The 16,941-nt window shown below is 62.2% G+C and carries 12 protein-coding genes; 4 read left to right on the top strand and 8 right to left on the bottom strand.

Annotation, left to right across the window (positions count from 1 at the left end; translation table 11 throughout):
- Positions 1-149 precede the first annotated feature (149 nt).
- From OH491_RS05185 to OH491_RS05160, 6 genes are all read right to left on the bottom strand, one after another.
- Positions 150-3,680, bottom strand: coding sequence for a TonB-dependent receptor plug domain-containing protein (locus OH491_RS05185; protein WP_068769027.1), 3,531 nt, complete (start codon positions 3,678-3,680; stop codon positions 150-152).
- A gap of 293 nt (positions 3,681-3,973) precedes the next feature.
- Positions 3,974-5,359: a GH1 family beta-glucosidase gene (locus tag OH491_RS05180; protein ID WP_068769028.1), complete on the bottom strand. Its 1,386-nt coding sequence runs from the start codon at positions 5,357-5,359 to the stop codon at positions 3,974-3,976.
- A gap of 18 nt (positions 5,360-5,377) precedes the next feature.
- Positions 5,378-7,501: a cellulase family glycosylhydrolase gene (locus OH491_RS05175; RefSeq protein ID WP_068769029.1), complete on the bottom strand. Its 2,124-nt coding sequence runs from the start codon at positions 7,499-7,501 to the stop codon at positions 5,378-5,380.
- 136 nt (positions 7,502-7,637) lie between these two features.
- Positions 7,638-8,615: a glycoside hydrolase family 130 protein gene (locus tag OH491_RS05170; protein WP_068769030.1), complete on the bottom strand. Its 978-nt coding sequence runs from the start codon at positions 8,613-8,615 to the stop codon at positions 7,638-7,640.
- Positions 8,612-8,761, bottom strand: coding sequence for a hypothetical protein (locus tag OH491_RS05165; protein ID WP_342750888.1), 150 nt, complete (start codon positions 8,759-8,761; stop codon positions 8,612-8,614). The genes OH491_RS05170 and OH491_RS05165 overlap by 4 nt, the downstream gene beginning before the upstream one ends.
- A gap of 5 nt (positions 8,762-8,766) precedes the next feature.
- Positions 8,767-9,924, bottom strand: a complete 1,158-nt coding sequence (locus OH491_RS05160; RefSeq protein ID WP_068769031.1) for a XylR family transcriptional regulator — start codon at positions 9,922-9,924, stop codon at positions 8,767-8,769.
- A gap of 253 nt (positions 9,925-10,177) precedes the next feature.
- On the opposite strand from OH491_RS05160, the gene OH491_RS05155 reads away from it, so the two are divergent.
- The 4 genes from OH491_RS05155 (at position 10,178) to OH491_RS05140 (ending at position 14,018) form a co-directional block, all read left to right on the top strand.
- Positions 10,178-11,728, top strand: a complete 1,551-nt coding sequence (locus OH491_RS05155) for an MFS transporter (protein WP_334319071.1) — start codon at positions 10,178-10,180, stop codon at positions 11,726-11,728.
- A 155-nt stretch (positions 11,729-11,883) separates the two neighbouring features.
- On the top strand, positions 11,884-13,137 hold the full coding sequence (locus OH491_RS05150) for a tyrosine-type recombinase/integrase (protein ID WP_068769033.1): 1,254 nt from the start codon (positions 11,884-11,886) through the stop codon (positions 13,135-13,137).
- A 177-nt stretch (positions 13,138-13,314) separates the two neighbouring features.
- A complete protein-coding gene (locus OH491_RS05145; protein WP_068769034.1) occupies positions 13,315-13,572 on the top strand; it encodes a helix-turn-helix domain-containing protein in 258 nt (85 codons plus the stop codon).
- Between the two features lie 161 nt (positions 13,573-13,733).
- Entirely contained in the window at positions 13,734-14,018 is a 285-nt protein-coding gene (locus tag OH491_RS05140; RefSeq protein WP_145928591.1) for a hypothetical protein, read from the top strand.
- 150 nt (positions 14,019-14,168) lie between these two features.
- Here OH491_RS05140 and OH491_RS05135 read toward each other — a convergent pair whose 3' ends face one another.
- Together OH491_RS05135 and OH491_RS05130 are read right to left on the bottom strand one after the other, a co-directional pair.
- The gene (locus OH491_RS05135) at positions 14,169-15,380 is read right to left on the bottom strand and encodes a hypothetical protein (RefSeq protein ID WP_145928592.1); all 1,212 of its coding nucleotides are present in this window, start codon (positions 15,378-15,380) and stop codon (positions 14,169-14,171) included.
- Positions 15,381-15,423: 43 nt separating this feature from the next.
- Complete coding sequence (locus OH491_RS05130) at positions 15,424-16,899, bottom strand: O-antigen ligase family protein (protein ID WP_342750887.1); 1,476 nt, start codon at positions 16,897-16,899, stop codon at positions 15,424-15,426.
- Positions 16,900-16,941 lie beyond the last annotated feature (42 nt).

Raw genomic sequence — 16,941 nt, 5'->3', positions numbered from 1 at the left:
GATACGAAAAAATAACTAATGCAATCAGCGGTATTGCAAGTCACAGGAATGACAGGAAATTAACCGGGTGCGGCGGGGCGGACGGCGGAACCACCGGGTTTTGCATCCTTTGCGTGCCTGGCGACTTATCGCATGGCAGCATGGAGCGGCTAGAATTCGAGTTTGTTGCTCACGCTCCAGGCCATGCCTTCGACGATGCGGGATGAGCCGGGCGAGCCGTCGGGCTGCACGGTGACGGGAACGAGGCGGGCGTCGTCGAAGAGATTGCGGATGTTGAGCTGGATGCGCCAGGTGATCTTGTCGGTGAGTTTGCGCTGGTAGCCGATCCAGAAGTCGATGGCGTCCTCCGTCGGCCCGTAATACGGGCGCGAGAGGTCGAAGTCGCCGTCGGTGACGGCGTAGCCGGTGACGACCTTGTCCTGCCAGCGGTAGCCGGCGCCGACGTTCACGCCTTTGAGGAGGCCGCCGGCGAAGGCGTAGTTGGTCACGATGTTGAAACGCCACCGGCGCAGCTCGGGCACGTCGGCGCCTTCCTGGAGGCGGTAGAGGCGGTAGTTGGAATAAAACTCGCGCTCGAATTTTCCGCGGATGGTCTCCCCGGCGTCATACCACGGGCCCCAGAGCCGGACGTCGCCGGCGGGGCCTTGGTAGAATTGCCAGCGGTCCTCGATCCAGCTCGCGAACGAGCCCGCCATGTTGAGGCGCTGGGCGCGGGTCTTGGAGACGTTGAGGGTGATATTCCAGTTTTTCAGGGGCTGCGCGGTGAGCTCGATTTCGATGCCCTTGGCGAATGTGTCGCCGGTGACGGCCATGCCCGCGGGCGCATTGGGCTGAATCCATGACTGCCAGCTGTCGAGCTGGTCGGCGTAGTTCCAGGCGCGCATGAATTGCTCGGGGGCGAGGTTGCCGAGGAACGCGTCCACGGCGGCTTGTTGCAAGGCCATGGCCTCCTCCTTGGTCAGGCCGCCGCCGGCCTCGTAACCGGTGGAAAAGGAGCCGTGGCCGTTTCTCGCCTGCATGGCGAACATGTAGCCCCATGCCTCCGCGGCGCCGATCATGTAATCGCCGCCGAGCCCGGTGAGGGTGGCGTTGGTGATGGAGGTTTCATACCAGTTGACCTTGAGCGTGAGGCGGTCGTTCAGCGTGCTGATGACGAAGCCGTAGTCCTTGGTCTTTCCGTTGGGCGAGGCGAGGCCGTTGCCCATGATGTCGACGCGGCTGCCTGCGGGCTGGAAGTTCTCGGAGCGATTATAGAACAGGCTCAGGCTGGTGCGGCCGGGCATCTTGTCCACGATCCATTTCGGGGTGTGGGCAACCACGCTCCAACTGGTGCTGCGCCCGGTTTCCTCGTTGTAGGGCGCGCCGGGGAGCCGCCAGTTCGGGTGGTTGAAGTTGATGGAGCCGTTCGGGTTTTTCACGTCGGCGCTTCCGGCCTCGATCTTGTAGCTTTTGAGGGTGTCCTTGCGCCAGCCGATGGTGGGCACGAGGATGCCGTCGAGGAGGAATCCCTGCCAGACCAGGGCGGTGGATTCGATTTTGTCGCGCGACATGCTGCCGTTGAGGTAGAGGCTGTCGATGTCGCCTGTATCCGCGTTCCAAATACCGACATCGATCGTGCGCCACCCGGCGTAGTTGGCGGGATTCTCGGACTGGGTGGACGTGTCGCCGGTGGGCGTGGTCCACGGGTCGCCGGGGCTCACGCCGGTCGCGGTCCAGGTCGAGTCGTAGATGGCCGCCCGGCCGGAGGAGGGCCTTTGCACCGCGCCGAGCCGGCCGATGCGGGCGCCGGAGGCGGAGGACGCGTCGAGCAGGGAGGGGCCGAGGTAGTTGATGGTGGCGAGCTGGCGCTGGTTGGTGTTGATGCCCGTCACCCGGATCAATTCGCCATAGGCGTCGTCGGTGGCGTGGCTGGCCCAGTTGCGCGTGGAGAGGTCGTATTTGTGCGTGCTATAGAGCCCGGTGAAGACGTGGCGGCCGAGGAGGCGCGTCAGCCACGACGACGGGTCCATGAAGTCTTTGAAATCGAGTTCGCCGTAGGCGGTGAAGCGCCAGGACTCGCGCTCGGTCTCGCGGGAAAAATTGCTGTTGTTGGAGCCGACGACCATGGGGCGGCCGACGTTCGGATTCGGCGTGCCGTCGGGGAGGCGGCTGTTGACATCGATGGTGAGGGCCTGCGACCAGGTGGAAAGGAGATTGGCCATGCCCTCTTCGTATTTCTGATAATCATAGACGGCCTCGATGCCGAGTTTCTCGTTGAAGAAGGTCTGGGCGAGGGCGACGTTGACCGAGTCGAATTTCTGCCACTCGCGCTTGTTGGGGCCTTCGAGAAGCTTGTCATAGAAATCGAAAATGGAGTCGTCGGAGAGCGTGACGGCTTTATATACGCCGAGGTTGTTGTTGGGCAGCCCGACGAAGCCGGCGTAGTCGTTGAAGTTGCGGATGCCGCGCCAGACCGTCCACGGCATGCCCTCGATCTCGCCGTCAACGGAGCCATCGGGGGCCAGGCCGCCGGTTTCGAGCGCGAGGCCGGGAATGATGGCCGTCCATGCGCCCGAGCGGGGATCGGGAAAGACCGTGGCGAGATTCTCGTAGATCGCGCCGGCGGGGCCAAGCCAAGGCTGGTAATTGGGGTTGGGATTGCCGTCGATGTTGGGCTGCGCGGCGCCGGCGCCGAGGTCGCCGTTGGCGATGGCCTGGGCGATCAGGGTCGCGTCCGACAGGCCGACGGTGCGCGGATCGTAGGTTTGTTTGTTCATGGCGTTGAACCATGGCGTGATCGCGTCGATGGGCGGCGTGGTGCGCGGGCGGTTGGCTTTCACGTCGCCGTGCTCATAGCCCACGCGCAGCGAGGTGCGGGCGGAGCCGAAGCGGAGGAATTTCGGGTCGAAGCGGCCGGCGATGTAGTAGCGCTCGTCGCGATTGAAGGCGGGATCCTGCCGGTATTTCGTGTCGTCGTAGAGGACCGAGGCGCGCACGGAGAGTTCGTCCTTGAGGAGGAGCTTGTTGATGTCGGCCGAGGCGCGCAGGCTGCCGTAACTGCCGAAGCGGCCCTCGACCACGGCGGAGTCGGTGAACGAGGCGGCGTTGACGCTGGCGTTGATGATGCCGGCGGGGCTGCCGAGGCCGAAGAGGATCGAGTTGGGCCCGCGCTGGAGATCGATGCGGCCGACGTTGTAGGAATCCCACGGGATGTCGGTGATGAAGAAATCGCGGGTGTTGTCGGCGGCGGCGAGTCCGCGCACGCGGGTGTTGGTTTGCGGGGCGAGGCGCGCGTTGGCGGTGTCGAGGTAGGGGCCGTTGCCCGCGCCGGCGTAGTTGCCGCCGAGTCCGCCGACCTCGGTGTTGGTTGTATATACAAGCAGGTCCTCGGATTTATTGGAGCCGGTGTCTTGGAGAAACTTGGCCGTGACGACCGAGACCGCGGAGCCCACGTCCTTGAGTTCGGTGCGGATGCGGGTGCCGGCGAGCGTGTCCTTGGCCAGATAGCCGTCGGATTCCTTGTCCACGGTCACGGTAAAGCGGGAGAGATAAACCGTCTCCTCCTCGGTTTCGGGGGCGGACGCCGGGACTTGCTGGCCGTTTAACAGTATATTTATAAGCAGGAAGCATGTTATATAAAACAGCCTCCGGAAAAGAAGGGGAATGCGCGATGGGAGGGCGCGACCGGTGTGCGTGTTCATGGGAGCAGTTTCGAGGGTGGAGCGATGTCGGGGACGGGGAATGCCGGGGAGGCGGGGTGGAACTATGCGGAACATTACTCCGAAAAATGCCGGTTGGGAATGAGAGGGGTGGTCGCGCAATTAAGATATTTGGCGGGGCGCGCAAACGCGGGGAGCCGCTCTGCCGGATGAGAAATTATAGTCATATTGCTCCGGCGCATTTCCGGCGCGGCGGTTTCTCATTATTGGAAAATAAAAACGGTCCCGGGGAACGGGACCGTCAAGGCCGGATGGCGGAAATGATCAATCAAACGTCAGTCGAACAAGGCCGCGCCATTGGACCGGATGATGCCGGCGAACCAGAGGGCGGAATCTTTCAACAGGCGCGTTTGTGCATCGAAATCGACGTGGATGAGGCCGAAACGCGGCTGGTAACCTTCACTCCACTCGAAGTTGTCCAGCAGGCTCCAGTGAAAATAGCCCGCGACCGGGACGCCCTCGGCGGCGGCGCGGGCGAGGCCGCGCAGGTAGCGCTTGGTGAAGTCGATTCGCGGCGCGTCGTGCACGCCGCCGTCGAGCGCGATCCAGTCGGTGCCGCAGTAGCCGTTTTCCGTGATGACAAAGGGCAGGCCGGGATAGCGCTCGGTTTGAAACCGCGCCGCCCAATAGAGGCAGTCGTCCTCGCGGTTCAGCCAGGAAAGCGTGCCGCGCGCCCGGCCGCGCGGTGGCGGGACGAGGACGGGGCGGCCGTCGGCGCCGGCGCGAACGCGTTCGCCGGAGTAGGAATTGTAGCCGATGAAATCGAGTTTTTCGGAAATGAGCTCCATGTCGCCGGGGCGGATGCCGGGCATGTCGCGGCCGAAAACCGCATGCGCCGCCTCGGGGTAGCGCCCGCGGTAAACCGGGTCGAGCGCGAGCGGCACGCTGTCCACGCCTTTTTCCGCGGTGACCTCGAAGTAGGCGGCGCGCGCGGCCTCGATGTCGGCCGGTGTATTCGTTTCCGGGATACGCTCGCGCCCGGTGGAGGCCAGGCCGACCTGCACCGGGCCGCGGCAGTGCTCGCGAAGGCTGCGGACGGCCAGGCCGTGCGCCATGAGCTGGTGGTGCCAGGCGCGGAGCACGCCGGCGCGGGAGAGCCGGTCCCCGGGCGCGTGGATGCCGCGGTCGAGCCCGAGGCCGATGGAGCATTGCGGCTCGTTGAGCGTTATCCAGTGTTTCACACGATCGCCGAGCGCCCGGGCGACCGCGGCGGCGTAGCGGCCGAACCAGTCCACGCTCTCGTGGTTGAGCCAGCCCCCGCGCCGGTGGAGCGCGAGGGGCAAATCCCAATGGTAGAGCGTGACCCACGGCTGGATGCCCGCATCGAGCAATCCGTCCACCAGGCGGCTGTAGAACGCGAGGCCGGCGTCGTTCACGCGCCCGTCGCCCTCGGGCAGCACGCGCGCCCACGCGATGGAAAACCGATAGGCGCGCAGGCCGATCCGGCGCATGAGCGCGATGTCGTCGCGCCAGCGATGATAGTGGTCGCAGGCGGTGTCGCCGGTGTCGTTGCCCGCGATTTTTTCGGGACGATGGGAGAAATCGTCCCAGATGCTCGGGCCTTTGCCGTCGGCGGAAGGCGCGCCCTCGATCTGATAGGCGGACGTGGCGGCGCCCCAGGTGAAATCAGGGGCAAATGGGGTGGGTGTGGCGGTTGGCATGATTGATGGAGAGCGGACTTACTTTGTTGCTGGCACGGGTTCAAGGATCAAGGCCGCGTGGCGCGCGATGGGCGGCGTCTTGAGGCGCAGCGTGCCGCCGGGCGCGGCATGCGTGAACGTCGATTGCACAGCGGGGCCTCCCTCGCGCATGTTCCACCAGGTCGCGCGCCACTCGCCGGCGGGGATGTCATCGAGGAGGATTTCACCGGAGGTTTCGGCGGGCTCGTCGATGGCAAAGATGTCGGCGCGGTGCCAGACATAGAGGAGCACGGTGCGCTCGTCGCGCAGGCCGGCGGCGGCAAGCGCGGGCAGCGTGCCGGTGAGGTCGATGGAGCGGAGTTGGAGCGACGCGAGATTGGCCTCCTTGACCGTGCCGGCGGCCTCGATCGCGAGGACGTGCCGCCCTTCGGGAACAGGGACGACGAAGGTGTGCGGCATCGGCGCGAGGATTTCCCTGGAACGCAGCGCCCAGCGTGCGTCGAACGCGTCCGCGCCATCGACAAAGACACGCAGCGCGCCGCCCGCCCAGCCGAGATCGGCGAGTTCGATTCGCACCGGATCGGTCCCTCGCTTGTCGAAGATGATTTCGGCGCGCCGGTTGAAGCCGCGGGCGATGAGCGCGGGATCGGCGACGATGAAGGCGGGGAGATCGGCCAGCGTGACATCGTCGCGTCCGTCGGCGGGCAGCGTGACGGTGGTGGCTTCATGCGCGGCCCAGAGATGGCCCGGCGTGATGATGCGCGGCACGGAGGCCTCGCACGCGATGGCGGGCGAAAACGGGCGCAGGGCCGCGCGGCGTTTCGGGTCGGCGAGACGCGCGGCGGCGACGAAGGTGCTGACCGCGCGCATTTCCCCCATGCGCGGCGTGCCGATGATTTTTTCCCAATACCAGGTCTGCGCGGGCAAGGCGCCGCCGCCTGCCATGAGACTCGCCCACACGGGCGGGATGAGCCCGGAGCCGGCGGCTTTTTGCCCGTCGGAAAGCGGCATGTGGTCGTGGCCGGACTCTCCGTAGAAAAGCGGGCGCGCGGGCGACCCGGGGGCAAAGGAGAAACGCCGCGCGTGGGCGAGCATGTTGACCGCGTAGAGATGCGGCTGGAGAAAATCCATCGCATGGTAAACCGCGCTGCGCAGGTCATCGTGGCTGGTCGTCACGAGATGACGGTAGGGATCGCAGGCGCGCAGCCATGCGGCCATGTCGCGATGCCACGCGCCGAGCGTGGCGTCGCCGCCGTGCCGGGCGAGGTCTGTCCACTGCGTCTCGTTGAAGATTTCCCACGCGAGGATGGCGGGCGAATGGCCGTAGCGCGCGACGATGTAGCGGTATTTCGCCTTGCTGATGCGGATGGCATCGGGCGAGGTGAAAAATTCCTCCGGGGTGGAGAGGAAGCCGCCGGGGTTGGCGGCGTTCCATGGATTCTCGTTCCAGTTTGGGTGTGAGGTCGTGGTGTATTGGCCGTGATGCTGGAGCACCATCTGGAAATAAACGCCGTGGCGCTCCGCGAGCGCGATGATGCCGTCCCATTTTTCCGCCACGCGCGGGTCGATGGTTCCCGGCGTGGGCGACGGGCCGCGGGCGGCGGGCAGCCAGTCGAGGTTGGTCATGCCCCAATGCGTCATCCAGATGCGCGTCCAGTTGAGTCCGGCGGCCCGCATGGCGGCAAATGCGTCCGCATAGGCCGGGTGCCCCGGCATGTCCGCCCAGCCGAGATTCATCCCGAGGGGAAAATACGGCTGGCCGTCGGCCAGGGCGAAGCCGCGCGGATTGGCGGGATCGATCCGCACGGGTTGCATCACGGAAGGCGAGGCGACCTCGACGGCCGGGGGCGGCGGCCCGGCGGGTTTAAGTGTGACGAGGCTGCCAGCGGCCTCGTCACACTCCACGATTTCGGCCAAGCGCCATGCGCCGCGTTGCACGGGGCGGACGCGGACGCGCCAGCGCGCATCGTTGTCGTGGAAAGATGGATACAATGCCCGCGTGCCGTCCGGCGCGATCACGCGCGCGCGGATGTCGCGCTGAAGCGGCTCGGGGCCGGGGGATTCGAGCGTGAAGCCGAACTCAATGAAATCCGCCCGGCACGAAACGGCGAGAACTGCGTGGAGCAGAAGGCGCAGAAAGGACAACCGGCGGAACGCGTGCATGTTTTTTTCAAGGGGAAAACGGCGATTCGGGCACAGGATAAACGATAATGGCGGGATTGCATCCCGGCCAGATGTTTTTCGGCGGCATGCGAGTGCGTCGGGCGCGATGCGGCATCCCGAAACGGCCTGGGCGAACTCAGGCGTTAAGAATCCTTTCCACGATTTCGCTGGCGTCGCAAAAGCACAGGGCGGAGACGGTGTCGGCCGCGCCGTAATAAATCGCGATGCGTCCGCTCGGCGCATCGCACAGGCAGCCGACGGGGAAGCAGACGCCGGGCACGAGGCCCGCGAGTTCGTAGGGCGCCTCGGCGGTGAGGATGGATTCCTTCAGGCGCGCGCGGAGCCGCCACGGTGTTTCCAGATCGAGGAGCGCGGCGCCCATGGAATAGACGAAACCGTTGCAGGTGTTGATGACGCCGTGATAAAAGAGCAGCCAGCCCTCGCTCGTCTCGATGGGCGAGGGGCCCGCGCCGATCTTGGTGCCCTGCCACCACTCGCCGCCCCGGCCCATCACGTGACGGTGGCGGCCCCAATGCACAAGGTCGGGCGATTCGCTGAAGAAGATGTCGCCGAAGGGCGTGTGGCCGGTATCGCTCGGGCGCGAGAGCATCGCGAATTTGCCGCCGAGCTTGCGCGGGAAGAGCACGCCGTTGCGGTTGTAGGGAAGGAAGGCATTCTCAAGTTGCTCGAAGCGAACGAAGTCCCGCGTGCGGGCGACGCCGATGGTCGGGCCGTGGTAGCCGTTGCACCACGTCACGTAGTGGATTCCGTCGATGAGCGTGACGCGCGGATCGTAGGCGTATTCGTGGCGCGTGACCTCGGGGTCGGCATTGATAAATTCGATGCGCCTCGGCTCAAACGTCCACTTGATCCCGTCGGGGCTGCGGCCGACGTGGAGGTGCGGAATACGGTCCATCCCCTCGGTGCGGAACACGCCGGTGAACGCGCCGTCAAACGGCACGACGGCGCTGTTGTAGATGCCGGTGACGCGCGGCAGCGGGCGGCGGTCGATGACGGGGTTGGCGCTGTAACGCCAGACATAGTCTTCGTTGCCGGCGGCACGCGGCTGCCAGGGAATGTTGGGGAGCGGGGAACCTTTGATTTCGAGTTTCATTTTTCGGGGAGCAGGGCGACGCGGGGCCGCGCGGCGGAATGCGGCGGGAGCCTCGCTGCGTCGTCGGGTGTCTGGCCAGTGTCCCACGAAACCGGCGGGGCGTCGATGTGAACGGACGGCTCGGACTTAAGTTTTTTTGCGCGCAAGGATGTCAGGCGGCCGACTGCACCCGTTTCCGATACGCGCCGGGCGCCTCGCCGGTGAGCCGTTTGAAAACGACGCACAAATACTCCACGTGCTCGAAGCCCGTGAGTTCGGCGATTTTTTTCAGGGGGAAATCCGTCTCGTATAAAAGCTGGCTGATCTTCGCCACCTGCACGCGCCGGATTTCCGCCTGGGGCGAGCGGCCGAGGTGAGCGCGGAATTTCTTTTCCAGCACGCTGCGCGACGCGAAAACCTGCCGCAGCACCTGGTCAACCGTGATGCCGCGGCACGCGTGCTCCCGGATGAAATTGAGCGCGGAGGCGACCACCTTGTCGTTGATCGCAAGGATGTCGGTGGACTGCCGCATGACCACGGACAGCGGGTCGATGCGGCGGTCGAAGCTCTCCGGTTTTCGTTTCGACATCAGCGCGTCCAGGCACTCGGCGGCCTGATAGCCGGATTGAAAGGCGTTGACCGCGACACTCGACAGGCCCGGGCGCGAGAGGTCGCAGCGGTTGAGGTCGTTGTTGGCCCCGATGACGGCGAGTTCCTCCGGCACGTGCAGGCCGAGGTTCTGCGCGGCTGTGAGCACGTGCAGCGCCTGCATGTCGTTGCACGCCATCACGGCGGCGGGACGCGGCATCTGGCCCAGCCACGCCACGAGCATGGAGATTTGCTCCTTTTCCCACGCGGGCGTGAGATCGCCGGGGTATTCGACCTCGAGCAGGCGGGCGCTTTGCCCGGCGAGAGTCACCGCCTCGAGAAAACCCTCGCGGCGTTCGCGCGCCCAGCCTTCGTTCGCGAAGCCGTAGAAGCCGAGCGTGCGGAAACCGCGCTCCAGCAGATGCTCCGCGCCGAGGTGCCCGATGGCGATGTTGTCCGGCCGGATTTTCGGTGTGCCGGGAAACGGCGCGGTGTCGTTCAGGTCCACGAGGGGCAGCTTCAACTCGGCGCAGGTCCTGACCAGCGACGCCGTGGTGTGGCGGCTGATCGCTCCATGCCATTTCTGGCTGCGCAACCACGTGGGGTCGGACTCGGCGCGCGCCTCGTCATCCAGGAAAAACGTCCACGGATGATGCAGCCGCTCGTAGTGCACGATGCCCTTGAGCATCGCCTGGCATTCCTCGAATCGCGTGATGAAAACAAGCAGGATGTGGGGCTTCATAAACGGGGAAAAGCGCCGATGAAAAGGCGGGACGGTCCGGAAAAACAAATCAATCGCGACGAATGCCTGCAAGCCGGCTTTTCGCAAAATGCCTCCGGGAAAAACCTCAACACGCGGACAAAGGATCTCATTAACAACGTGGCCAAATGCTGGTAATTTCACGTGAATCCCGCGCATTGGTGTCATGGCGCTTGCCAGTCGCGGCATTCAGCACTCCCCTTTATCCGCCCTCGTCGCCCCGTGTGTTTATCCCATGGCCCCCCTGCTTTCATCCGACCGCCGGCTCAACAGAGGTTATGTCATCGCCGCCGTGGACCGCGTGCCGCTCCGGCAGAAAATCGGCTACGGCCTGGGCACGTTTATAGACATGTGGGGGCACTGGCTGTATGCGAATATCGCATTTCAGGTCTTCGGGTTGTTTCTCGGCGTCGCGCCCGCGCTCATCGGCGTCGCGGTTATATTGAACCGCGTGTTCGACGCGGTTTCCGACCCGGTCTTCGGCTGGCTTTCGGACAATGCCCGCACGCGCATCGGGCGCCGCCGCCCGTTCATGTTTGTCGGCGCGGTGCTGAGCGGGCTGGGCCTGCCGTTTCTCGTGGCCGTGACGGCCGGGTGGGGGAGTTCGACGGTGTTCGGCTGCGAGGTTTCGCATTATTTCTGGTTCATGATCGTCTCGTCGGCGCTCTACCTGCCGGTGGTGAGCTGCTTCAACATGCCGTATCAAAGCCTCGGCAACGAACTCACGCCCGATTATCATGAGCGCACGAGCGTGTTTTCCTATAAAAACACGGTGCAGAAAATCCCCGAGGCGGGGTTGTTTCTGGCGGGGTTGTTTTTCACCCGCGAAGTGTGGGTCGGCGCGACGCCCGACAATGCGCTGGAGCGGTTGAAACTGCTTTTCACGACCGGGGGCGCATGGGCCGACGCGCCGGATGGCGCGCAGCCGAACATGCTGCTGGGCGCGCAGGTTTATCTCGTGATTTGCGGGGCGATTATAATCGTCGCCGGGCTGCTTTGCGCGTCGCTGGTGCGCGAGCGGTATTATGAAAAGCTTGTCGCCGCGAATAAACAAAAGGCTGGCATCAAGGAAACGCTGGTGCAGGCGTTCCATTGCCGGCCGTTCCGCATCCAGGTGGCCATGCAGCTCGCGTATAATCTCGGCCTGAGCATGGTCAACGCGCTCGGTTTTGCGGTCACCGCGTATTATGTTTGCGGCGGCAATTTGTCGGAGGCCAACAAATATAATTTTGCGATGGGTTTTGCCTACATGGTGATCGGATTTTTTGGCATTCCCGTGTTCGCGGCGGTCTCGCGCCGCCTGGGCAAGCGCCAGAGCCTGGTTTGCGTGTATGCGTTTGCGATCATGGTCTTTGTCGCCACGTGGTGGCTCTATACGCCGCACGTGAAATGGCTGCAAATCCTCGCGTCGGGGCTCATTTCCTTTTGCAGCGCCGGTTTCTGGACGCTGAGCGCGTCCATCGGCGCCGATGTCATCGACTACGACGAATTGCAAAGCGGCAGGCGCCGCGAGGGCGCGTTTGCGGCCTGCGGCTCCTGGGTCAACAAGCTGGGCATGGCGCTCGGCGCGGGGGTGTCGTTTTTCATTCTCGGCTGGGTGGGATTTGACCGCGGGTTGGGCGGAGCGCAGGCGGGACACACGATTTTTATGATCCGGTTCCTGCTCGCCGCGATTCCAATCGCCGGCCTCGTCGCCGGCATCATGGCGCTCGTCCGGTTTCCGCTCACGCAGCACAAGATGATGGAAGTGCGCGCGCAACTCGAGGCGCGCCGCGGCAAGGTGTGAGGCCAATTCCGAACGAGCTTTATCCTTATGGAGGGACGGCCTCCGTGCCATCCGGGTCGGGTGGCACGGGCGTCCCGCCCATGCGAACCGGCCAGATCCCAGAGGGAAGCCGGGGATTTCATGAATAGGTTGCCACGTGAAGGCGGCAACCTTCGATGAAACAAAAAAAATCCGCATTCACCATCAAGCCGTTCAAGAATCGCAACGGTGTGATTTCGTTCCGCGTGGCCGGCTGGTTGCTCGGCGAGCGCATCCGCAAGAACTTCAAGACCCGCGAGGACGCCATTGCCGAGCGCGCCGCGCTGGAATTGCGCGTGCTCCAGTCGCAATCCAACCTGCGCGGCGCGAGCACGTTTTTGACCGAGGCGCAGTTGCGCGAGGCCGAGGCCGCGTTTCTCCGGCTGGAGAAGGCGCGGCGACCGCTCACCTTCTACCTCGATTACGCGCTGGCCAATTACCGCGAGCCCGAGGCCGCGCCAAAGGTTGTCGATGCCGTCGAGACCTATTTGAAGGCGCGCAAGGAGGACGCGCGACAGGCGTTGATAGGCGAACGGCAGTTGGATGCCATCCGGGTGGAGCTGGCGGCGTTCCAGCGGCATTTTCCGACGCAGACGCTCGCGGAGGCGGGCACGGAGGCGTTGCACGCTTACATCCGGCGCGACGGCGGGTCGCTGAAGACGCAGAACAACCGGCGCGCCGTGCTGTGCGCGTTTTACAACCACGCTGTGCGCAAGGAATGGGTGAGCCGCAACCCGGTGGCAAAAATCCAGCGCAATCGCATCGACCACAGCCGGGGCGGAGCCGAGGCGCTGACGGCGGAGCGCGCCGCGCAACTCATGGCGCACGTGGAGAGCGTCCACGGCGGCGCGCTCGTGCCGTTCTTCGCGCTGTGCCTGTTCGCCGGCATCCGGCCCGACGGGGAAATCTCCAAACTGCCCGCCGCCGACGTGCGGCTGGAAAACAGCGCCACCACCATCGAGCCGTGGGTTTCCAAGGTCAACATGCGCCGCTTGGTCACCATCCAGTCCAATCTTGCCGCATGGCTCAAAGCCTATCCGCTGGACGAATACCCGATCATTCCGCCCGGGATGGAAAACTTCCGAGGGAAGCTGACACGCATCCGCAAAAAATTCGGCGTGGGGCACGACGTGTTGCGGCACACGTTCATTTCGATGCACGTGGCGAAATTCCGCTCGATGGGTGACACGGCGTTGCAGGCGGGCAATTCGGAAAGCATCATCCGCCGCCATTACCTGAACGTGACCACCCCGCAGGAGGCGGATGCGTTCTTTGCCATCCTGCCACGGCTTCGCGCCGTGCCGCAGGCGGAGCCGGCGGCGCAGGCAGAGGGCACGCCCGAGCCTGTCCCCGCGCCCGCGTCCGACCAACAAAACCGACTCGCCGCATAAAACCGCAACCGGGCGGGGCGGGGGGCGGGCGGATGCGGTTTCCCAGCCGCATCCGCCGCCCTCCCGCTCCTCCGCCCCACCCGGTTTCTTTCGTTTCCGCGCCGCACTTGCGGAGAACCAGGACACGGCCACGAAACGAAGGCCCCCGCGCGCCACGTGATGCGCACACAGGGACGTATGCACTCCACCGCTCTCACCACGCCAACGCCAGCCGCCCCCGCGCCAACGCGCGCGCATCCCGCGCTCACGGACATCAACGGCCTGCGCCTCAGCGGGATTTTTCCGCAGGGGCGCGAGCCGTCCGTGCGCACGCTGCGCGAATGGACGCGCGCCCGCCGCATCCCGCATCACCGCGTCGGGCACTTTGTATATTACGACCTCGCCGAGGTCTCCGCGCATATCCGCACCCGGCTGCTGGTGCCCGCGCGCGGATAAGACCGCCCGTTGATACAGTCAAAATTCCAACGCCACACGCGCCACACGTGTGGCGTTTTTATATACATCAAAAGCCATGCGGGAAATCCGGGCAAATTCGCGATGAAGCGCGCCGCTATTTTGATTTTATAAACGCTGGCAGGATGCGGGGCGAGGCAACCATGAATACACAAAATAAAACCAATCCCGCTCAGTCCGCCCCAAACCCCGCCCGCGCGTCCGCCAGCGACGACGCGTTTTTCCAAAACCCCGTTGACCCCAAGGCCGAGGCCCGCGCGATGGCGGCGGAAGCCATCGCGCACGTGCTGCTGTGGATTTCCGAGGGCATTCACGGCGGAGTGCGCACCGCGCAACGCTACATGCAGCTTGCCCGTGCTACCCAAACCTGCCGGCAGGATGCCGGCGCGAATGGCCCGATTTCCATAGGGAAGCCGGAATGTCCATGAATAGGTTGTCTGCTCCCGTCGTTTCCGGGCCGCCCCACTTGGGGAACGTGAACCCCGCAATCGCCCGTCGCGTTGACCGTGCAACAAAAGCATTGTGAAAACAGGCACTGGACCATTGAGCTTCCTTGTGACAGGGCAAGGCCGTATTATCTATTCGGAGTCGAAGACCAATTTTCTTCCCATGCCGTCATTCCGGTATATGGCCTTGGTTGTTTTGCCTCCGCTTTTTTGAATTATTCCCCTGTCTCCAAATCTAGTTTCGCTCACAAAACTCCCGTCGTGCCTGAAAATCCGCAGGATGCTGACGTCATCCGCCTTGTCATACTCATAGCGAAATTCTGAATCGCTCTGCAATCGCACCGGGGCCATGCCAAAGCTGATGCTTTTGGCCAGACCATCACAGGCTGTCCACGTGTAGTTTGTGCGTTTGCCATTGCCGTTCCATTCCCGCAAAAGCATGTTTTCATAATCAAAACTCATCCTGCCAGCGGGCAATCCCTCTATGGACACAAGGACGGCCGCGCTTGACCAGTGGAATACTATGGGGCTGGACTGCCCCAGTTTCAAACACGCCAGCAAACCCTCGCCAGAATACTCCGTTCGCATGAGAACCACGTCGTTTCCGGCACGGTCACGCTTGGATGCCACCAGGATGGTTTCTTGATCCGTGATAAAATCGAGAGCCGCGAATCTGTCGGAAATTTTCTTCAAAAAACCTCCGCTATATGTCCATTTCTGACCGATGCGGTTGGTAAATTCGACATCCTGCATGGCATTTCGGATGGCAGCCGACCAGCTCATGCGCGCCTGCTGGTAATTATCCTCCTTTTTAAACATAAGCCGCTGCATATCCGGCCTGATCCAAACCAAGTCCTCATTGCCATCCAGATACACGCAAGTTCGCAGTCCCGAAATTCTCCATTCTGTGCAGGCGGAACCATTATGCCCGGGAATAACATTGTGGGACATCGCAAAAACAAATTCAAATCTCGCAAGTTCCGTATTATTGCCCAGCGGGATTCTGATTTGTGGCAATCCCGACGGATTGACATTCCCCAAATTGGCATAAATTTGTCTTTCCACGAAAGACGTCTGCCCCACGAGGGGCATGGAAATAAAAAGCATCGCCAGAATTAAATTCAAAAACCGATATTCAAAGGAGAAAGAAACTACGGATCGACTTGACGCGGCTCTGTCGCAATCGAAGAGAAATAACCGCCAAAAAGGCGCAAGGGGAAAAACCTTTCTTTGCCACGAAAAACACAGAAATTCCATCCCACGGATACGGCTTTCAAAATGCCTGGCGGTGTATGGAGGAGGCAATGCGCAAGGAGAAATATTATGTTTTTTGTGACCATTCATATCTGCGATTTATTTCTTCTGCGAATACCAATTTCCGTGTTCATTATTCCAAGAGTTGTCTCCATAGTTTCTTGTTTCCCGCCGGTTCGATGCGCAGTCCCCCTTGGGGTGTGGTGATGATTTGAATGCTGTTCCTTTCCGCCCACCGCCGCCACGCCAGATTGTATTCGGACGCGCTCGCCAATGGCATGTAAAGCGAAACACGCGATGCACCGATGCCCGCAGCCTCGATGGGAGGCGGGAACACGGTGGGATAAAAAATGGCGATTTCATGCGAAGGCAAAACACCCCGCCGGGAAAGCCAGGACGCATGAAATCCAGAATATATGATTTTTCCCGTTTCAATTCCGGAATTTTCAGGCTTCCGAGACCACGGCGGATAAATCTCAAATCTCGTCTTTGTTGTCGTTGCTGCGATGCCTCTGAATGTCTTGCCAAAATAACGTCCAAACACGGCTCCATCGACCAGCACCTCAGGGGCGTTTCCAGCACCTTCGGCGAAAGTGCGTTTTATAAGCGTGATTTTATCCGTGCCTCTGTTTGGACGTGCGATCCACTCATATTTCCCGGAAAAAGCCCAGCCCGATGACCATAAAAGCACTCCCAGTCCTGCTGCCAGTGCGAATGCCGGTGCAATGCTCTTCAGGCAAACCCGAGGTGAACGATAACAAACCGTGAGTAGATAGAGTCCGCATCCCGCCGGGACAATCCACAGCGCGGTTTCACGCCACAAACTGGTCCATACATTGGCCAAGCCCCACGCCGCCAGAATTACAAGGGCTGGCGTGGTTGCATGGGTTTTCCTGTGCCTAAACGCCACGAACAACAGAAAAAAGCCAATCCCCAGTATGAAGCAGAGCACGGGCGCGCCAAATTCGACAGCAATATCAAAAAAGCTGTTCACAAATCCGATAGGATGCGTGCTGGTGGCCAGCGGTTGATACCAGTTTATGTAAGAAAAACCGCCATTGTGGTTTCCCCAACCAATCCAAGGCGAATCCTTCATCATCACGAGAGCCCCCTGCCACATGTCCAATCGGTTTAAAACTGATTTGTCCTGCACGATATAATCAGGACTGAATCTGCTGGAAAACCCAACCCCCATGCAAAGAACACCCACCGCAACCAGGCGAATCAGAATACTGGCCAGCCGGACACGTCTGGACGGAATGTTTTTATCCAGAAGAAAAAACAACGCTAGGGCCGCAAAAGCGGCGACCAATCCTCCACGCGAATATGTTTTCACGAGCAGAACCCAGACGGCCAACTCAAGAGCGTGGACAGCAAATAAAACTCTTAAAAACCGCCTTCCAATGCGAGGGAAGCATCGTGCCCCCAAAGATAGGCTTTGTAAGCCACCCACACCATGCTGGCCATTGGTTTTCATTCGCGGCAAAACCATCCAGACAGCCGTCCATGAGCCAACCAGAACGAACACCAGAAACACTGCCCAGCAATTTGGATTTTCCCAATAAAAACTCCAACGCAAGCTACCGTTGTAGTAATAGAGGGGATTCATAGGAGAAATGGTAACACGGACTTGCCGATTCGTGAAACAAAA

The sequence above is a fragment of the Termitidicoccus mucosus genome (assembly GCF_038725785.1).
Taxonomy (GTDB): Bacteria; Verrucomicrobiota; Verrucomicrobiia; order Opitutales; family Opitutaceae; genus Termitidicoccus; species Termitidicoccus mucosus.
The sequence above is the reverse complement of the archived record's forward strand: the minus strand, read 5'-3'. Positions and strand labels throughout refer to the sequence as shown.